Genomic DNA, 16,842 nt, shown 5'->3' with positions numbered 1-16,842 from the left:
GCGGGCCGCCGCATGGGACGCGGCGGCCCGCAGCCGGGGCAAGGAGTTCCTGCGTCGGCGCAAGGAACGCCAGGAGCGCCCGGCACGCCAGGAACGGTCCTGATCGCTCCGTTCTACGGCCGCTTGTACCAGTCGAGCCGCATGCACAGCTTGCCGCCGAGCCAGTGCTCCACCCAGTCGCCCATGTTCAGCGGCGAACAGTTCGGCGGTGTCGTGGGCTTCGTCGGCTCCGGCGCGGTGGGCTCGGTGTCCTTGCGGCCGAACAGCAGCGAGCGGTAGGCCTTGGACGACTTGGGATTGTCCTCGCACTGCCACACGCCGTGCGGGCAGTAGTCGGTGACGGTGTTGTACAGCGGCTTGTGCTCGTCCATCCAGGCGAGCATTTTCCGCATGTACTCCTCGTTGTCGCCGTTGCGGAAGAGACCCCATTCCGGATAGGAGATCTCCTTGCCGTGGGCCTTCGCGAATTCCACGTGCTGTTTCAGGCCGTACGGCTCGCTGACCTGCTCGGCGAAATCAGTTCCCGTCGGCTGGTCGTACGAGTCCATGCCGACGATGTCCACGACGTCGTCGCCCGGATAGCAATCCGTCCAGGGAATGGCGTCCCGGCCCCGGTTCGGCGTGAAGTCGAACGTGAACTTCTGGCCCGGTACCGAACGCATCGTCGTCACGATGCGCTTCCAGTACTTCTTCCAGGACTCCGGGTCGGGACCGCAGCGATGGGTGTACGTGGTGCCATTCATTTCCCAGCCGAGCACCACCACGGTGTCCGGGACGTCGAGCTTCACGAGCCGCTCGGCGAGAGCGCGGTAATGCTCGTCGAAATCGCCCGCTGCGCCCCGGCGCAGCATCGAGCGGACCTCCGCGTCGCCGACGTGGTCCTCGTTGCGCTCCAGCATGGGGACGTTGAGCACGAAGAGCCGGTCGTCCTTCGCTCGCCGCCACTGCGCCCAGCTCTCCAGGAAGTTCGGCGCCCCCTCGATGTTGCTCCACCGGTCGCCCGGCAGGTAGGTGTGCCCCACGCGCAGCTCGGCGCCGCCCAGCCATTTGCTGAGCTCGGCCATGCGTTCCACGCCCTGCGGCCCGTAGGTGAGGTAGGCCCCGAAGGCGGGCTTCTTGACGGCCGGGTCCGCCGGGGTGGCCGGGGTGGCCGGGTCCGCCGGGGTGGCCGCGGAGGGGGTCGGTACGGGCGCCGGTGTCGGCAGCCCGGCGAGGCCGGGCAGCTGGACCGGAGGGTCGGGGTCCTGTCCGGCTCCCCAGGCGTAGCCAGGACCGACGGCGAGTGCTGCCGATACGACGATTCCGCCGGCAACGAATGCCAGCCGTCTACTGGTGGTCCGGCGTCTCTGCACAACCATGGCCGCTCCTCATGCTGCTCCTCAACTACTGACACTCAGTCATATGTATTCCTATTGCGCCAATCGAGCCCCTAATCCTTTGGGCGTGCCCATCGCCCGCATGGGGGATCGAATTGAGAGGATTTGGCGGTGCTCACTCTCGATACCCGGGTCCCCGCGGTTCTTCTGCGGATCGACCGGAACCCTTTTCATCACGGCACTCTCGGAGCTGTCCGGTCGCTCGGCCGCGCGGGAGTGGAGGTACATGTAGCGTCCGCGGATTGTGCGGGGAGCCCGGTGGGCAGGTCCCGCTATCTTCACCAGACGCACCCTCCGCCGCCGCCGGGCGCTTCTCTCCAGGAGATTTCCGCCGTACTGCGCCGCATTTCCCACCGGGTGGCAAGACCGTCCGTACTCATTCCGATGGACGACGCGGGAGCCCTGGCGATCGGGCGGCTGCAGAAAGAACTGGCCGAGTCCTATCTCCTGCCGGACCAGACGAGCGGGCTCGCGGAACGGGTGGCCGACAAGGCGACGCTGGCCCACGTCTGCGCCTCGGCCGGCCTTCCCCACCCGGTGACGCTCCTGCCGGAGTCCCCGGCCCAAGCGGCGTCCGCCGTACGGCGGTTGGGGCTGCCCGTGGTGGCGAAGTGGAGCCGCCCCTGGCTGATCCCGGCCGGGAGCGATCTGCGCAGCACGGTCCTCGTACGGTCGGCGGGCCAGGCCCAGGAGCTCTACCGGCGCAGTGAGGAGGCGGGCAGCCGCCTCCTGCTGCAGGCCTTCCTGCCGGACGGCCCCGGCCGCGACTGGTTCGTCCACGGCTACGCCGACCGGACGGGCGCCGTACGCGGCGGCGGCTCCGGCCGCAAGCACCGCTCCTGGCCGCGCGGGGCGGGCCTGACGGCGGTGGGCGAGTGGACGCCCGACCCGGGCCTGCGGGCCGCGGTGGACAGGCTGGTCGACACGCTGGGCTACCGGGGCATCTTCGACCTCGACTTCCGGGTGGACGCCGCGACGGGCGAGCACTGCCTGCTCGACTTCAACCCGCGGCCCGGCGCCCAGTTCCGCCTCTTCGCCGACGGGGCCGACCTGGACGTGGTGCGCGCCCAGCACCTGGACATGACGCACCGCCCGCTGCCGGCCGCCGCCGTGCTCCCGGGCCGCTCGTTCGTCGTGGAGAACTACTCCCCGCTGGCCGCACTGCGGGTCCTGCTGACGGCGGGCCCCACCGCCACCGCCGCGCGCCGCCGCGAGCTGGCCTGGCACGCCCAGGACGACATGGCTCCCGCGCGCGCCATGTGGGTGCTGTGGTGCCGGCACGTGACGCGGCGGCTCCTCGGCCGGTTGCGGCGGACGGCACGCCCCACCGGGCCGCCGGGGGAGGAGGTGCGGATGCGGATGGTGCGCCAGGCGGGCGCGCCCGAGAGCTCGGGCCGTGCCGAGGATCCCCGTATCGACGACGCCCGTATCGATGACGCCCGTATCGACGACGCCCGTATCGATGACGAGAGAGCGAGCAGTTGCTGATGTATGACCTGTTGGTTGTCGGAGCCGGGCCCTACGGGCTCTCCATCGCGTCGCACGCCGCCGGCGCCGGACTCGACGTACGCGTCTTCGGCAGACCCATGGCCTCCTGGCGCGACCACATGCCGCGCGGCATGTTCCTGAAGTCGGAGCCCTGGGCGTCGAACCTCTCCGACCCGCGGCGGCGCCACGGCCTGGCCGAGTACTGCAAGCGCAACGGGATGTCCGCGCGGCACGGCGAACCGATCTCCGTGGAGACGTTCGCGTCGTACGGCCTGTGGTTCGCGCAGCACGCCGTGCCGGACGTCGACGAGCGCATGGTGGCGTCGGTCAGCGCCTGCCCCGGCGGGTTCGAGGCGGTCACGGAGGACGGCCAGGCCGTGCGTGGCCGCACGGTGGCCCTGGCCGTCGGCGTGATCCCCTTCGTCGAGATCCCCTCGGCGCTGCACGGAATCGGCACCGAGCACGTCTCGCACAGCAGCCACCACCGGAACCTGGACCGTTTCCGCGGCAAGGACGTCACGGTGATCGGCGGGGGCCAGGCCGCCCTGGAGACCGCGGCGCTCCTCGCCGAGCAGGGGACGCGCGTACGGGTCCTCGCCAGGTCGCACCAGCTGAGCTGGAACAACGTGCCCCCGGAGTGGAGGCGCCCGTGGCGTGAGTCGGCCCGTGCTCCGCACAGCGGCCTGGGCTGCGGCTGGCGCAACTGGTTCTACTCCGAAGTGCCCGGCGGCTTCCGGCGCCTTCCCGAGGCCACCCGCGCCCGCATCTCGGCGTCGGCGCTCGGCCCCGCGGGAGCCTGGTGGGTGCGCGACAGGGTCGAGTCACGCGTGGAGGTGCTGCTCGGCCACGAGGTCGCCACGGCTTCGGTGGCGCAGGGCCGGGTGCGTCTGGCGACCGTGGGCGGCGCGAGCGGCCCGGACTTCGAGACCGACCATGTCATCGCGGCCACCGGCTTCAGGGCGACGAGCGCGCGCCTCGGACTGCTGGCCCCCGACCTGCGCGGCGGCCTCGCGGTGAACTCCGCCCAGGAGCCGTACGCCTCGGGCGACTTCGAGTCCTCGTACCCCGGTCTGTTCCTGGCGGGCCTGGTGACGGCGGCCAGCTTCGGCCCGGCGATGCGCTTCGTGCACGGGGCCTCTTTCACGGCGTCGAGGCTGGTGCGGGGCGTGCGGCGGAGCCTGCGGCGGGGGCCGGTGGGACCCGTGGTCCCGGCGCCGGTCGGTGAGTTCGGCCGAAGGACACCCATGGGCGCCGTCAAGCGCTGAGTGAAAACGCCGTCCGTCGGGAACACGATCAGGTGATGCCATCGGCGAACGGGTGAATCGGTTCTTCGCCGGCGGTGATCAGGTGGTGGACTCTCCTGTCATGGGACGGGCCTGTTGCCCTCCGCCAGCCGTCGGCTCCACGCCGTGGGTAGGCAACACCCCCTTCGCGGGCCGGCCCTCCTTCCGTTCTGGCGGGGAAGAGACCCTCGGGTGTCTCTTCCCCGCCAGCGGCTTGTCCGGCGACTAGACGCCCGACGAGGCGCGTCCGCGGCGGTAGAGGATCCCTCCGCCGATCAGCAGGGCGGCGCTTGCCGCCGCCGCGGCCATGAGGTCCTGGTCGCTTCCGGTCTCGGCGAGCTGGGCGACGGGGCGCGGCGCCTCGGGGGCGGCGACCGGCGACGACACCTGCCGAGAGGTCGAGGAATCGACGTGCCGCGGCGGCTGACCGGGCTTCACCGGCGGGATGGCGCGGTCGGTCGGCGGCTGCACGACCCGGGGAGGCGTCTGGGGCGACGGAGGCGTCTCGTGCTGCGGGGGCGTCGGCGCGGGCGCTCCGTTGGCGCAGGAGTTGCCGAACACCGGGTTCAGCAGGGCGATCACGTCCACGGTGTTGCCGCAGGCGTTGACCGGGACGTCGGCGGGCGCTTGCGCGTTGTTGCCCGTGAGGACGCCGGGCGAGTGCGTGGCGTCGCCCTGGGCCACCGACTGGGTGCCCGCGTGAGTGCCGGGGTAGGAGTCCGGGTTCCCGCCCGGGTGCGAGCCCGAGTGGCCGCCCGGGTGCCCGCCGTCCGAGTCCGAGGTGTCGCCGTACCCGTGGCCGGTCCCGTGGCCCGAACCGTGGCCCGACCCGTGGTCCGTCCTGGGGGCCGGTCGTCCGTGCGTCGAGGATCGGTCCGGAGCGCTCGTGTGCGCCTTGGGGGAGGAACCGGCGTTCGCGCAGCTGTTGCCGAAGGCGGGGTTGAGCCCGGCAGCCGCGTCCGCGGTGTTGCCGCAGGCGTTCACCGGCACCTCGACGGGGGCCTGCACGCTGTTCCCCGACAAGATCCCGGGTGAATCCGTCGCGACCGCGTCCGCGCCCGCGGCGAACGCGCTCGAGCCGGACAGGGAGAGGATGCTGGTCGCGGCCGCGGTCGCGAGGATCCCTTTACCAATGACCTGTCGCAATGTAGTTGTCCTTCTCTGAGCAAGTGGAAAGCCGGCCTTGGAGTCGGAGCGACAGTCCAAGGCCGGCCATGAATCAGCCTGGTGGCTGGGTGCTATCAGACGTTGGCGCAGGTGTTGCCGAAGGCCGGGTTCAGCAGCGCGATGACGTCCACGCTGTTGCCGCACAGGTTGACCGGGACGTGGACCGGGACCTGGACGACGTTGCCGGAGAGAACGCCCGGCGAACCGACGGCCGCACCCTCGGCGCCGGCGTCGGCGAACGCGGGGGCCGCCATGCTCATGGCCATCACGACACCGGCGATGATCGTTGCGCTCTTCTTGTGCTTCACAGATGTTCCCTTCTCTGTGGTCATGCCGATCTGGCAGTCGAAACCGAGCGAGTACTTCTGTTTACGTCTCGCACCATGACCCGCAGTCTGCAAACGAGTTGAGCCGACGGAAGAAACCGCCGATTTCGACCGTTCAGAAAATTCACCCGAATTACCGCATTCAAAAATGCAGGAGCTCGGGCTGCCAGGCCTCGCGAAAGGCAGGCAGCCCGAGCAGCCTCACATCGGCAGATCAGCCGTTGAACTCGCCGTTCCCGGACAGGACCGGGATGTCGTTCAGGATGTGCGAGAGCGGCTCGTCGCCCTTGGCCTGCGTGGAGTTCTCCACGCACTGCTGGTTCTGCGGCGCCGACAGGATCGGGATGTCCTGGACGGCGATCGGCACGAGGCCGACCAGGGAGCCGACGTTGGCCTTGGCCGGCAGGCCGATGCAGGGCTTGTTGAGCGAACCCTGGACGAGGGAGAGCTGGGGGCTCATGTTGCCGTGCGTCGAGGAGTTGCCGTACGCCTGCTCGGCGCCGTTGCCGCTCAGGGACGTGGTGCCGTGGTCGTCGCCGATGGCGAGCGCGGTGGGGGCCGCGGCAGCGGACATACCGACGACCGAAACGGCAACTGCCGCCGTGGCCATAGCCTTCTTCATCATTGCGTGTGTTCCTTTTCTGGCAGACGCTCGAGTCACTGCCCACTGACCAACCTGCCGACGGGAGTTTGGGTTTCGGGGATTCACTCGGTTGGGCTCTCTTCGAGCTCACGTTGGGCCATAAGAGTGAAGCGCAGCAACTAAGCGGAGGGCGTGGAGTTAATCAGAGCGCTCCGGCGAACGGGGTTTCTCCAGAAGGGAATTAGTTGTGATCAAGAAGGGTATGGCTGCAGCTGCGGTTGCCGTCTCCGTCGTCGGCATGTCGGCCGCCGCAGCACCGTCGGCGATGGCCATCGGTGACGACCACGGCACCACGTCTCTCAGCGGCAACGGCGCCAAGCAGGCGTACGGCAACTCCGCCACGTACGGCAACATGAGCCCGCAGATGGCGCTCATCCAGGGTTCGCTGAACAAGCCCTGCATCGGCCTCCCGGCCAAGGCCAACGTCGGCTCCCTGGTCGGCCTCGTGCCGATCGCCGTCCAGGACATCCCGATCCTGTCGGCGCCGCAGAACCAGCAGTGCGTGGAGAACTCCACGCAGGCCAAGGGCGACGAGCCGCTCTCGCACATCCTCTCCGACATCCCGGTCCTCTCGGGCAACGGAGCGGGCAACAGCTGATCTCCCCACGCATCGCACAGCGGGCCGCCGTCCACCGGCGGCCCGCTGTCGCGTGCAACTCCGTCCGTGCGTCAGCCCCGTGGCCAGTGATCGCGTGACATGAGCTCCTGCCACTCGGGGTCGGGCCTGCCGGGAACGGTCTTCCCCTGCCGCTCCCAGGAATCCCGCAACGACGTGTAGAGAGGATCTTCGACGCGTCGTTCCGGAGAATCTCTGCTCTCGGGGATGAGGCCCTGCCGGTTCCATTGCTGCTTGAAGTCAGCCATGTTCCCTCGCCGTCGACGGGCGTGTGTCGAGCCATCTGTTCCAGCGGTCGAATCCGGCGAAACCGACGGCTTAGGGCGAACGAGTTGTTGTTCGTGCGCGCCGCGAAGTGCCGCGTGTCGCGGTGCCGTCAAGCGGTTTACCTTTTCTTCGCCCCGGTTCCCCCGCAGCGGAGATCAGCTTGCTCACTCACCTCTACTCACCGACCGGATCCCGGCGGTCCCGAAGGCTGCGCCTCGCCATTCCGGGGGTCCTTCTGATCGCTGCCGCCGCCGGAATGGGAAATGCCACGGCGCTGCCGTTGCCCGTCCAACGAGTCGACGTCTTCAGCGACATGAAGAATCGACCGGACGAGGGAAGCGGTACGAATATCCTCCTGATGGGGACGGACGGCCGCGACACCATCTCCCGCGCGGAGAAGCAGAAATTCCACGCGGGCGGAGTCGCCTGCAACTGCACGGACACGCTCATGCTGGTCCATGTCTCCCGGGCGCGGGACCGCGTCAGTGTCGTCAGCCTCCCCAGGGATTCCTACGCCGACATTCCGGCGCACCGCGACGAGGTCACGGGGGAAGAGCGCGCGGCGCACCCGGGGAAGATCAACGGCGCTTATGCCGAAGGCGGCCCCGCACTCTCCGTCCGGACGGTCGAGGAAATGACCGGCGTACGCATCGACCGGTATCTGCAGCTCGACTTCCGGCGCTTCATGGACAGCGTCGAGACGGTCGGCGGCGTGCGGGTCTGCACCTCCCGCGCCCTCAAGGACAGGACGACGAAGCTCGACCTCGCGCCCGGCAGCCACCTGCTGGACGGCGGCAGGTCCTTGCAGTACGTGCGCTCCCGCCACGTGGACACGAGCGCCGACTTCGGGCGGATCCAGCGCCAGCAGCGCTTCCTGGTCGCCGCGCTGCGCAGCGTACGCAAGGAGAACGTGCTGGCCGACCCGGTCAGGGCGGCGCGGCTGAGCCGGTCGCTCATCGGCTCGGCGCAGGTCGACCGGGGGTTCAGCACCGAGCAGATCCTGACGCTCGCACAGGACCTGGGCAAGATCCCCGCGTCGTCCATGGAGTTCACCACGGTGCCGGTCAGCGGTTTCAGTACGACGCTGAACGGCTCGCTGGAGTGGGACAGGGCCAAGGCCGACAAGGTCTTCAGGGCCCTCGGCGAGGACCGTGCGCTGACCCCGCGGAACTCGACGGCCAAGCTGAGCGATCCGCCGCGGTTCGGCAGCCCCGCGACCGTTCGCGGGGACACGCTGGACTGCCGTTGACGGCCGTCTGATTACTGGGCCAACCGGGTCGGAAGTCGCAACCATCGACCGATCAGGCAGTTCATCATCGCGCGGCTCTGCCAACGGAGCCCGCTCTTGAAGGGAATTAAAATGAAGAAGCTCCTGGCATCCGCGGCCATTGCCGCCTCCGTCGCCGGTATCTCGGCGGGGATGGCCCCCCAGGCTCTGGCGATCGGTGACGACTCGGGCACCACGTCCCTGAGCGGCAACGGAGCCGAGACCGCGTTCGGCAACTCCGCCACCGCCGGCAACCAGAGCCCCCAGCTCACCCTCGTCCAGGGTTCGCTGAACAAGCCCTGTGTCGGTCTGCCGGTCAAGGCCAACGTCGGCTCGCTGGTCGGCCTCGTGCCGATCGCCGTCCAGGACATCCCGGTCCTCTCGGCGCCGCAGAACCAGCAGTGCACCGAGAACTCGACGCAGGCCAAGGGCGACGAGCCGCTCTCGCACATCCTCTCCGACATCCCGGTCCTGTCGGGCAACGGCGCCGGCAACGGCTGAGAAGCCTTTCAGGGGCCGGCCGTCGTGCCGGCCGGCCCCGTCGGCTTCCCCCGTGTCGCCTCCACCGTGTGGGGGCGACACGCCGGGGGTAGGGGCTCGGCGTGATTGAACTCGCCGAGATGATCGCGCAGTTACGTGGAGAACTCGCCGCCGCCATGGCCGCGGCGAAGGACCCCGAGGACGACGCGCTGCGCTTCGAACTGGGTCCCGTACAGCTGGAAGCGGAGTTCACCGTGCAGCGGTCGGGCACCGCGGACGGCAGGATCCGCTTCTGGGTCGTCGAGGCAGGCGCCTCCGGCCAGCAGGCGCACAGCACCACCCACCGCGTCACCCTCAGCCTGGAGCCCAGTGTCCACGGCTCAGGTCAGCGGCCCTGGGTCGGTGGCGACCAGAGCCCGCGCGAGCGCTGAGCACGGCAGCCATGCCGGGGTCAGGGGGTCTTGAGGCGGCGCGGGTCGCCGAAGTACTGGTGGAGAGGCCGGACGGAGCGCCCGGCAGGCGCGGGTCCGGCTACCGCGTGGGGGACAGGTCCGTGCTGACGGCCGCACATGTGGTCGGCGGCCCCGTGGTGTCGGTCCGGGTGCGCTTCGACGCCGATCTGCCGGGGGAGTGGAGCGCGGACGTACGCGTCGTGCTGCTCGTCGAGGCCGCGGACATCGCGCTCCTGGAGATCGTGACGCCGCCGCCACCGAGTGCCGGAGGCATCGGGACGCCCCGCTACGCGGCCGTGCCCGACAGCGACGTGGTGCTGACCGTCAGCGCGATGGGCTTTCCCCGCTTCAAGCTGCGGGACGACACCATGCGCCTTCTCGACGACGGCGCTCCCGGTCAGTACCGCGACTCCTGCCATGCGTCGGGGACCGTCTCCGCGCTGTCCAACCGCCGTGAGGGCACACTCGAACTGGCCGTTCTCGCGCCGCGCGCGGACCCCGAACCCGGGCGCTCGCCCTGGGAGGGCATGTCCGGCGCGGTGGTCTGGTCCGGCGGCGCCGTGATCGGTGTGATCAGCGCCCACCACCGCTCGGACGGACTGGGGCGGCTCGCGGCCAGCAGGGTGGAGCACTGGTACGACGTCCTGACGGACCAGGAGCTGGCGCGGCTCCATCGGGACGCGGGGCTTCCGGTGCGTGGAGGGCTCGGTTCCGCGGTGGATCCGGCGGGTCCGACGGCCCCCGCGAGCCTCGCCGCTCTCCCCTCTGACCTGCCGCTGCGTGAACTCATGGGGCTGGTCGACGCATTGGTGGAGGTTCCTTCGCTCAAAGACGCGAACGGCCTGGCTCTGGTGCTCGCCAGCATCGACGCGGAGATCGCCGCGAACCGGCCGAGGGACTCCCGGCTCAAGATGGACATCTACGGCATCGTGCGCACCTGTCTGAGCTACCGGGGCACACTCGATCAGCTTCTGGAGACTGTTCGACTGCTGGAGGGGCAGTCTGCGGAGGTGGCCCGCGTCGACCGCGAGGCGGCCCAACTGGCCAAGCGACGCTGCTGACTTGATGTCGGGCACGGCTCGGATGCGGGGTTTCGCAGCGTGCGGTGCTGGGTCATCATGAGGGGGAAAGGGATGGCGCATGCACGGAATCACGGGAGGGGACTTGGCAGCCGTGGAGCAATCGATGCCTGCCGTCGAGTCCGATCTCGTAGATCTCTCGGGGGTTTCTCTTGAAGCGCTGCTCTCCATGGACGGCAGCGCCATCGCGGGGTCGCTGGAGCCCTTGCTGCGCCACATCGACGATGCCCGCGCCGTCACGATGTCGTACAGCCCCTCGCGCTTCGACTGACGCGCCTTTCGCGGCGGGAGCGACGGCTGGGGCGGTCGAAGCCGCAGCCGCGCCGTGGAGCACCCATGGCGGATAGCCGCACGGCGGCCGAAGGCCTGACGTTCCACCGGCTCTCGGCGCCCAGCGTCCTCGCGCTCGCGCGGGGCGAGGGCGGCAGAGCGGCCGTGGAGGAGCTCCTCACCGCCGAGCGCAGCCGCCGCCTGCTGCTTCTGCGGGCCCTGGCCGACGGCCTGAGCGAGGGCGATCCGCCGCAGCCCGCGGGGGCCGACCCCTTGTCGCACCGGGATGCCTGGGCGCTGCTCGGGCGCGTCCAACGGCACGCGCCCCAGGCGTTCGAGGACATCCTGATGTGCCCGCACACCGGCATGTGGCTCTCGCTCGCCCTGCGCAGGATGCGCGGGGCGACGGCCTACGAGGACGCGCCCCTGTGGGTGGTCGTGGGCCACCTGTCGGCGCTGGCCGCCGCAGCCGGAGCACGGGCGGGCCTCGGCTTCTCCCTCACCGTCCCGGTGCGCCACGGGCGGGTGCCGCTGCCCACCCTGGGCTGCGCGGTGTTCGCGGACGGTGCCGACTTCGTGGAGCCGTGGGGTACGGCGCAGGTCGAGGCGGGGGAGGGGCGGCTGCGGATCACCCGTGGCCGGGAGACGGTGACGGCCGGGCCCCAGTGGTCCGGGGCCGCGCCGGGCTGGCACGCGGTGCGGCGCCTCGACCTTGACGGGACGGGCGGCTCGGGCGATCTCGGCGGCTCGGGCGGCGCGGGGTCCGGAAAGGTGCTGGCGCTCGACGAGTTGGACCCCTACCGGACCTTCCCGCACCCCAGCCCGCCCCGCCTCCTGTCCGCCGACGAGGCGCGGACCTGGCAGGACCTGATCACCGACGCGTGGGAGATCCTGCGGCGCGACGAGCCGGAGAGCGCGGAGGCGATGCGGGTCGGCCTGATGTCGCTGGCCCCCACACCGGCCAGAGAGAGGTATCGGCCCCACAGCGTCACGGCCGGGGACGCGTTCGGCGGCGTCATGGCGTCACGGCCGGACGACGTCGCGCAGCTCGCCGCCACGCTGGTGCACGAGTTCCAGCACACCAAGCTGGGCGGACTGATCCACCTGGGGCCGCTGAGTACGCCACCGGCCTCGCGGGACGGACGCGAGCAGCTCTTCTACGCTCCCTGGCGGGACGATCCGCGGCCCCTGAGCGGGCTGCTCCAGGGGATCTACGCCTTCGCGGGCGTCGCCCGGTTCTGGCGCGTCCACCGGCATGCGGCCGACGCCGAGCGGGCCCCGATGGCGCACTTCGAGTTCGCGCTGTGGCGGGCGCAGGTGTCGTCCACCGTGCGGCTCGTCCAGCGGCACGAACAGCTGACGCCCCTGGGACGGCGGCTCCTCGGCGCGCTGCGCGGGCGCTGCGTCCAGTGGATGGCCGAGCCGGTGCCGCCCGGCGAGCTCGCACTGGCCGAGGAAGTGGCGGCCGACCACCGCGCCCGCTGGCGCGCGCACCATCTGCGGCCGCCCGTCGCCGCCGTGGAGGAAGCCGTGGGGGCTTGGCGGCGTGGCGAGGCACGGCCGCCCGCGGCGCTCACCGCGCGGCCCGAGCTCGTTCCGGACGCCCGGACCCGCTATCTCGACACCGCTGCGGTCCTGGCCCGCTACCGCCTGGGTGACCCCGCTGCCGACCCGGGCGAGGTCGAGGGGGCCGTCGCCGCCGACCTCCTCCTGGCGCGTGGCGACCTCAGGGGCGCGCGGGAGGCCTTCACGGCTCAACTCACCGGCAAGGAAGCGCCGTTCTCCGTCTCCGCATGGGCGGGGCTCGGGCGGTCCCTGGCCGGATCGCCGGAGCACCTGGGCGCGTCCCGCCTGTTGCGTGACTTCCCTGAGCGGGCCTGCGCCGTGCAGGGCGCACTGGAGCACGCCACGGGGCAGGGCGCCGACCCGGTGGAGCTGGCGGCCTGGCTGGGGCTCGGCGAGAGCTAGCCGGGGCGGGAGCTGGCGGGGCGGGAGCGTGGCCCCCGCCCCGGGGGACTACAGCGGAACGGGGTCGATGTCGCAGTTGGCCCGCTGCCCCGCCTTGGCCTGCATGGTGGCCGGGTGGGGAGCGGCAGGTTCCGAACGGAGCCTGGGCTCGTCGAGCACGCGCTCCATCCGCGCGATGGTGTCGGCCCGCAGAGTGGCTCCTTCGGCCTCCTCGCCCAGCGCATCGAGGTCCATCGCCAGGTTGACCGCGCAGGCCAGCGTGGTGGGGTGGTCCTCGCCGAGCGTGGTGTGGCAGCGCTCCAGGGTCTGCTCGCCGAGCGTGCGGGCCGCCTCGTGGTCGCCGAGCGCCGCCAGATCGCTGGCCAGGTTGATGGCTCCGGCCAGGGCGATGGGGTGGCGCGGGCCCAGCCGTTCGTTGAGAAGGGACAGCGCCGCTTCGTCGAGCCGGCGCGCCTCGTCCGGCTGGCCGAGCAGACGCAACGTCACGGCAAGATCGATGTCGGCGGCCATCACGTGCGGGTGGGTGGGGTTGAAGACGTCGCGATACCCCTGGCAGGCCTTGACGCCCCGTTCCCGCGCCGCTTGCAGGTCGCCGTTCTCGCGCAGTGCGATGGACAGGGTCAGGGCTGCGGAAAGGGACTGGGGGTGGTTGTCGCCGTACCGGCGGGTGAAGCGCGAGCTGGCGTCGAGGGCCAGCTCCAGGGACCTGGCGTGGTCGCCCTCCTTGCGGCAGGCCTCGCTGAGCTGGCGCACCGTGCCGATGGTGGCGGGGTTGCCGCGGCCGAAGACCTCGCGGTAGGCGAGCATGACGGCTTCCTGGCGGGCCCGCGCGCCGACGTAGTCCCCTGTCTCGCGCATGTCGATGGCGAAGTTGTCCTCGGTTTGCAGTGTCTGCTGATGGTCCTGGCCGAGGATGCGCAGCCTCAACGGCAGCGTCTGCTGGGTGAGTTCGAACGCCTCGCGGTTCCTTCCCATCAGGCGCAGGCTCACCGCGAGGTTGTGGGCGGTGTTCAGGGTGGTCGGGTCCTCTTCGCCGAAGGCCCTGTGGGCCCGCTCGTACACCGTGCGGTCCAGCTCGGCGCCGAGCGCGAAGTCGCCTTCGACGCGGCGCACGGCCGCCTCCAGGTTCATCGCGTCCAGGGCGTCCTCCCGGGAGTCCTCACCATCGGCCGGGGCCGTGCGCTCGTAGATCGCCCTGATCTCGGCCACGAGGTCCGCCGCCTCGCGGTGGCGGCCGACGCTCCAGTAGAAGAAGCCCAGCTTCTGCCCCATGAGGAGCGTCATCTGGTCCTCCTCGCCGAAGACGTCCCGCCAGGTCGCCCAGGCCCGCTCGGAGAAGTCGATCGCCACGTCGTGGTCGCCCCAGCGGTAGAGGTACTCGGCGACGTTCAGGACGAGCTGGCGCACCCATGGCTGGTCCGACTTGACCGCGTCCGAGGCGATGACGTGGCTGTACAGCTCCGCGTACCGGGGCCAGTTGGCCGGTGACACCGGAGACTTGGGGTCGGCGGCGGCCAGCAGCGTGTGGGCGCCGTGACGCATCCGCGACTGTTCCTCGGGCGTCATGCGGTTGTTCAGGACGAGCTGGACCAGGCGGTGCATCTCGATGGAGTTCGTACGGTGGTCGATGCGGGCCAGGGAGTAGCGGTTCACTTCCCTTATGGCGCGGGCGAGCCGCATCGGGTCGTTCAGCGTCGCGTCGAGCTCGGGGAAGATGCTGCTGTTCCCGAGGCCGGAGAAGATGGACCGCGAGATCGGGTCCGGGGCGAAGTACGAGCAGAGCTGGAGCAGCCGCAGGGCCGAGGGGCTGCGGGTCTCCAGGTGGTCGAGGGATACGTTCCAGGCCGCCGCGACCGGCAGTTGGTAGTCCGGGGGCGGGGACGTCTCCAGGAGCTCGGTGCGCTTGCTCTCGAAGAGGCGCAGATACTCGGACGCGGGCATGCCCGTCTCCGCGCGCCACGCGGCGGCCTGCTCCAGGGCCAGCGGCAGGTCGCCCAGCGCCTCGGCGAGCCGGTCGGCCTCATCCTCCTGGAGGGGCGGCCCGGAGTGGCGCAGCAGCTCCTTGCTCTCCTCGCGGGTGAAGACGTCCACCTCGAGTGAGCCGCCGACCAGACCCCACCGCCTGTTGCGGGAGGTGACCAGGATCGTGCCGTTGCCCCCGGTGGGGAAGTAGTGGCGTACCTGCTCGGGGTTGTCCGCGTTGTCGAAGATCAGCAGCCAGCGCGAGAAGGGGCGGCCCTCGCGCAGCGCCTCACGCACCGCGGGCCCCGCGATGTTCGCCTCGGTGCTGGTCTCCAGGCCCAGGCGCCCGGCCAGCTCCACCAGGGCCTGACCGATCTGGCCCGGCCGCTCGGAGGGGATCCACCAAACGATGTCGTAGTCGCCCTGATGGCGATACGCGTACTCGATCGCGAGCTGCGTCTTGCCCACGCCGCCCATGCCGTGGATGGCCTCGGGCAGGACCGTGGTCGTGCCTTCCCGCAGACGCTCGCCGAGCACTTCGAGAAGCTCCGCGCGGCCGGTGAAATTGGGGTTGCGGGGCGGCAGGTTTCCCCAGACGCGCGGCAGTGATGTGCGGTCCCCCTCCACCGTTTGCTGAGGCGTAGTCGACATCACCGAGGCTCCTTCAAGGACGGGCCGAGAGACGGGGGTTCCACCGCTTTTCTCCAGGCTGACTGCGTATCGACGATCGTGCCAGCCAAGTACGCCTGCCAGCAGGGCGGCGCGCTGCATGAAACGACCGGAGAGTGCTCTCAGCGCGGCGAGTTCCACGCGCAGGAAACCGATGTTGCGACTGTTCACCCGGGGCATGGCCAGGGTGTCCAGGGGTTCGGCGGGGGAGGGGAGCGGCGAGGGGGTCTGCGTACCGTCCGCCAATAACGCGCGTACGTCGTGCAGGATCCGTGCCGTGTCGCTGCGGCGGCCCAGGGCGAGCAGTTCCTCGCGGATGTCGGGGGCGAAGGAGAACGCCACGTCGGTGAGGTCGTCGCCCCCCGCCCCACTGGGCCGGACGAGGCCGCTCATCAGCAGCTCCGACGCGTGCACCGGGCCCGCTCCCGGGGTGGTCTCCACGACCTTGCGGATGAGGGGGATGCTCAGGGGGACGGCGGCCAAGCGCGTCGCCAGCGTGAAGGCCGTGGGCGAGGCTCCGGCGCGGAAGTCCGACACGCGCTCCGGTCCCGGCACCCTGCTGCGCGGGTCCGGGACGTCGTCCGTCCAGGGCAGGGCGCGCGCCGCGTCGGGCCTGCGCTTCCATGCGCGCGCCCGGACGGCGGACATCTCGAGCCACCGCGGGTCCGGCCCCATGACGAGCCGGGTCCAGGCCTCGGCCCAGCGGTTGGTGAGCGCCAGGACCGGCACGAGGACCGCGTCGCCCTCGGCCTCGGGCTCCTGCGGGTCGTGCGACTCCACCGGGGCCTCGCGCAGCTCCCAGTCGAGCTCGCTGTTGGCCGCCCAGGCGTGGGCGGCGCGCAGCCGCACCCGGCAGACGTCCAGGCCCGTGCGGAACCACAGCTGCTGGGGGAGCACGTGGACCACGGCGACCGGGCAGGTGCGCCCCCAGGCGCGCAGCAGGGGCATGACGGCGCCCGAGCGCCAGCCGGCCGCCAGACCGTCGGTCAGTACGAGGATCACGCGGCGCAGGCCACCCGCGGCGCTGCCCAGCGGTTCCTCGGGCCCCACCCGGGCGGGGTCGGTCTCGTCGGTGCCGCGCAGGCGCAGTACGCGTACGCGCGCCAAGTCCCCTTCGCGGTCCAGCTCGTCGACCAGGTCGTCGACCGTCTGGTCCCACACCTTCATCGTCAGGTGAGCGTCGATGACGAGGACCGCTTCGGCGCGCTCCTGACCGCCCGACTGGCCGGGCCTGGCACGGCCGAGCCGGCCGAGAACGGACGCGGCCTCACGCCGTGCCCGCGTAGCCGGTCCCGTCCGCTGCCCTCGGTCGTCATGCATATGCGCCCTCAAGGCGTCGTGGCGGCCAGGACAGTTGTGCGGAGTCCCGCAGAGCGCGGGCGTGCGTGACGTCCACAAGCGCAGCGTGACAGCGCGCCCGCACTGCAAGCAAGGGGGTACGGCGGCACGGGACGGGGCGCACGGAAATCGTGCTGGAAGTCGCGCCTCCGGGAGAGCGGGTCACGCACGGCCGCACGGCGGCGGAGGCC

Annotated in this window: 14 protein-coding genes; 9 read left to right on the top strand and 5 right to left on the bottom strand. The window is 71.0% G+C overall.

Features of this window, described 5'->3' with window-relative positions:
- Positions 1-113: 113 nt before the first annotated feature.
- Positions 114-1,358 (bottom strand): glycosyl hydrolase, encoded by a 1,245-nt coding sequence (locus ACFUPX_RS37045; RefSeq protein WP_383332808.1) that lies wholly within the window; start codon positions 1,356-1,358, stop codon positions 114-116.
- A 129-nt stretch (positions 1,359-1,487) separates the two neighbouring features.
- Here ACFUPX_RS37045 and ACFUPX_RS37040 point away from each other — a divergent pair, with 129 nt between their 5' ends.
- Both ACFUPX_RS37040 and ACFUPX_RS37035 read left to right on the top strand, forming a co-directional pair.
- A complete protein-coding gene (locus tag ACFUPX_RS37040; protein ID WP_383332806.1) occupies positions 1,488-2,864 on the top strand; it encodes an ATP-grasp domain-containing protein in 1,377 nt (458 codons plus the stop codon).
- Positions 2,864-4,129 carry an NAD(P)-binding domain-containing protein gene (locus ACFUPX_RS37035; protein ID WP_383332804.1) on the top strand — a complete coding sequence of 422 codons (1,266 nt, stop codon included), beginning with the start codon at positions 2,864-2,866 and terminating at the stop codon, positions 4,127-4,129. Before ACFUPX_RS37040 ends, ACFUPX_RS37035 begins: the two co-directional genes overlap by 1 nt.
- Positions 4,130-4,372: 243 nt before the next feature.
- On the opposite strand, the gene ACFUPX_RS37030 is transcribed toward ACFUPX_RS37035, so the two are convergent.
- The 3 genes from ACFUPX_RS37030 to ACFUPX_RS37020 form a co-directional block, all read right to left on the bottom strand.
- Positions 4,373-5,293: a chaplin family protein gene (locus ACFUPX_RS37030; RefSeq protein WP_383332802.1), complete on the bottom strand. Its 921-nt coding sequence runs from the start codon at positions 5,291-5,293 to the stop codon at positions 4,373-4,375.
- Between the two features lie 95 nt (positions 5,294-5,388).
- Complete coding sequence (locus tag ACFUPX_RS37025) at positions 5,389-5,646, bottom strand: chaplin (protein ID WP_383332800.1); 258 nt, start codon at positions 5,644-5,646, stop codon at positions 5,389-5,391.
- A 208-nt stretch (positions 5,647-5,854) separates the two neighbouring features.
- Positions 5,855-6,265: a rodlin gene (locus ACFUPX_RS37020; protein ID WP_383332798.1), complete on the bottom strand. Its 411-nt coding sequence runs from the start codon at positions 6,263-6,265 to the stop codon at positions 5,855-5,857.
- A 205-nt stretch (positions 6,266-6,470) separates the two neighbouring features.
- Between ACFUPX_RS37020 and ACFUPX_RS37015 the strand changes: the two genes are divergently transcribed.
- The 7 genes from ACFUPX_RS37015 (at position 6,471) to ACFUPX_RS36985 (ending at position 12,682) form a co-directional block, all read left to right on the top strand.
- Positions 6,471-6,881 carry a rodlin gene (locus tag ACFUPX_RS37015; RefSeq protein ID WP_383332796.1) on the top strand — a complete coding sequence of 137 codons (411 nt, stop codon included), beginning with the start codon at positions 6,471-6,473 and terminating at the stop codon, positions 6,879-6,881.
- A gap of 598 nt (positions 6,882-7,479) precedes the next feature.
- Positions 7,480-8,415 (top strand): LCP family protein, encoded by a 936-nt coding sequence (locus ACFUPX_RS37010; protein WP_383332794.1) that lies wholly within the window; start codon positions 7,480-7,482, stop codon positions 8,413-8,415.
- A 111-nt stretch (positions 8,416-8,526) separates the two neighbouring features.
- Positions 8,527-8,934, top strand: a complete 408-nt coding sequence (locus ACFUPX_RS37005; protein ID WP_383332792.1) for a rodlin — start codon at positions 8,527-8,529, stop codon at positions 8,932-8,934.
- A 101-nt stretch (positions 8,935-9,035) separates the two neighbouring features.
- Positions 9,036-9,344 (top strand): trypco2 family protein, encoded by a 309-nt coding sequence (locus tag ACFUPX_RS37000; protein ID WP_383332790.1) that lies wholly within the window; start codon positions 9,036-9,038, stop codon positions 9,342-9,344.
- An 11-nt stretch (positions 9,345-9,355) separates the two neighbouring features.
- Entirely contained in the window at positions 9,356-10,426 is a 1,071-nt protein-coding gene (locus tag ACFUPX_RS36995; protein WP_383332788.1) for a trypsin-like peptidase domain-containing protein, read from the top strand.
- A 124-nt stretch (positions 10,427-10,550) separates the two neighbouring features.
- Positions 10,551-10,715 (top strand): hypothetical protein, encoded by a 165-nt coding sequence (locus ACFUPX_RS36990; RefSeq protein WP_344521467.1) that lies wholly within the window; start codon positions 10,551-10,553, stop codon positions 10,713-10,715.
- A gap of 65 nt (positions 10,716-10,780) precedes the next feature.
- Entirely contained in the window at positions 10,781-12,682 is a 1,902-nt protein-coding gene (locus tag ACFUPX_RS36985) for an HEXXH motif domain-containing protein (RefSeq protein WP_383332786.1), read from the top strand.
- 48 nt (positions 12,683-12,730) lie between these two features.
- On the opposite strand, the gene fxsT is transcribed toward ACFUPX_RS36985, so the two are convergent.
- Positions 12,731-16,633: an FxSxx-COOH system tetratricopeptide repeat protein gene (gene fxsT, locus ACFUPX_RS36980; RefSeq protein ID WP_383332784.1), complete on the bottom strand. Its 3,903-nt coding sequence runs from the start codon at positions 16,631-16,633 to the stop codon at positions 12,731-12,733.
- Between the last annotated feature and the right edge of the window lie 209 nt (positions 16,634-16,842).

This window comes from Streptomyces sp. NPDC057302, assembly GCF_042667685.1.
Classification (GTDB): Bacteria; Actinomycetota; Actinomycetes; order Streptomycetales; family Streptomycetaceae; genus Streptomyces.
Note: the sequence above shows the minus strand (reverse complement) of the source record. Positions and strands in the feature narration are given on the sequence as shown.

Bases quoted from the DNA above. Each gene is read 5' to 3' on its own strand.
- ACFUPX_RS37035 (WP_383332804.1), top strand. From the start codon at position 2,864: ATGTATGACCTGTTGGTTGTCGGAGCCGGGCCCTACGGGCTCTCCATC.
- fxsT (WP_383332784.1), bottom strand. From the start codon at position 16,633: ATGCATGACGACCGAGGGCAGCGGACGGGACCGGCTACGCGGGCACGG.
- ACFUPX_RS36990 (WP_344521467.1), top strand. From the start codon at position 10,551: ATGCCTGCCGTCGAGTCCGATCTCGTAGATCTCTCGGGGGTTTCTCTT.
- ACFUPX_RS36985 (WP_383332786.1), top strand. From the start codon at position 10,781: ATGGCGGATAGCCGCACGGCGGCCGAAGGCCTGACGTTCCACCGGCTC.
- ACFUPX_RS37045 (WP_383332808.1), bottom strand. From the start codon at position 1,358: ATGGTTGTGCAGAGACGCCGGACCACCAGTAGACGGCTGGCATTCGTT.
- ACFUPX_RS37020 (WP_383332798.1), bottom strand. From the start codon at position 6,265: ATGATGAAGAAGGCTATGGCCACGGCGGCAGTTGCCGTTTCGGTCGTC.
- ACFUPX_RS36995 (WP_383332788.1), top strand. From the start codon at position 9,356: ATGCCGGGGTCAGGGGGTCTTGAGGCGGCGCGGGTCGCCGAAGTACTG.
- ACFUPX_RS37025 (WP_383332800.1), bottom strand. From the start codon at position 5,646: ATGACCACAGAGAAGGGAACATCTGTGAAGCACAAGAAGAGCGCAACG.
- ACFUPX_RS37010 (WP_383332794.1), top strand. From the start codon at position 7,480: ATGAAGAATCGACCGGACGAGGGAAGCGGTACGAATATCCTCCTGATG.
- ACFUPX_RS37005 (WP_383332792.1), top strand. From the start codon at position 8,527: ATGAAGAAGCTCCTGGCATCCGCGGCCATTGCCGCCTCCGTCGCCGGT.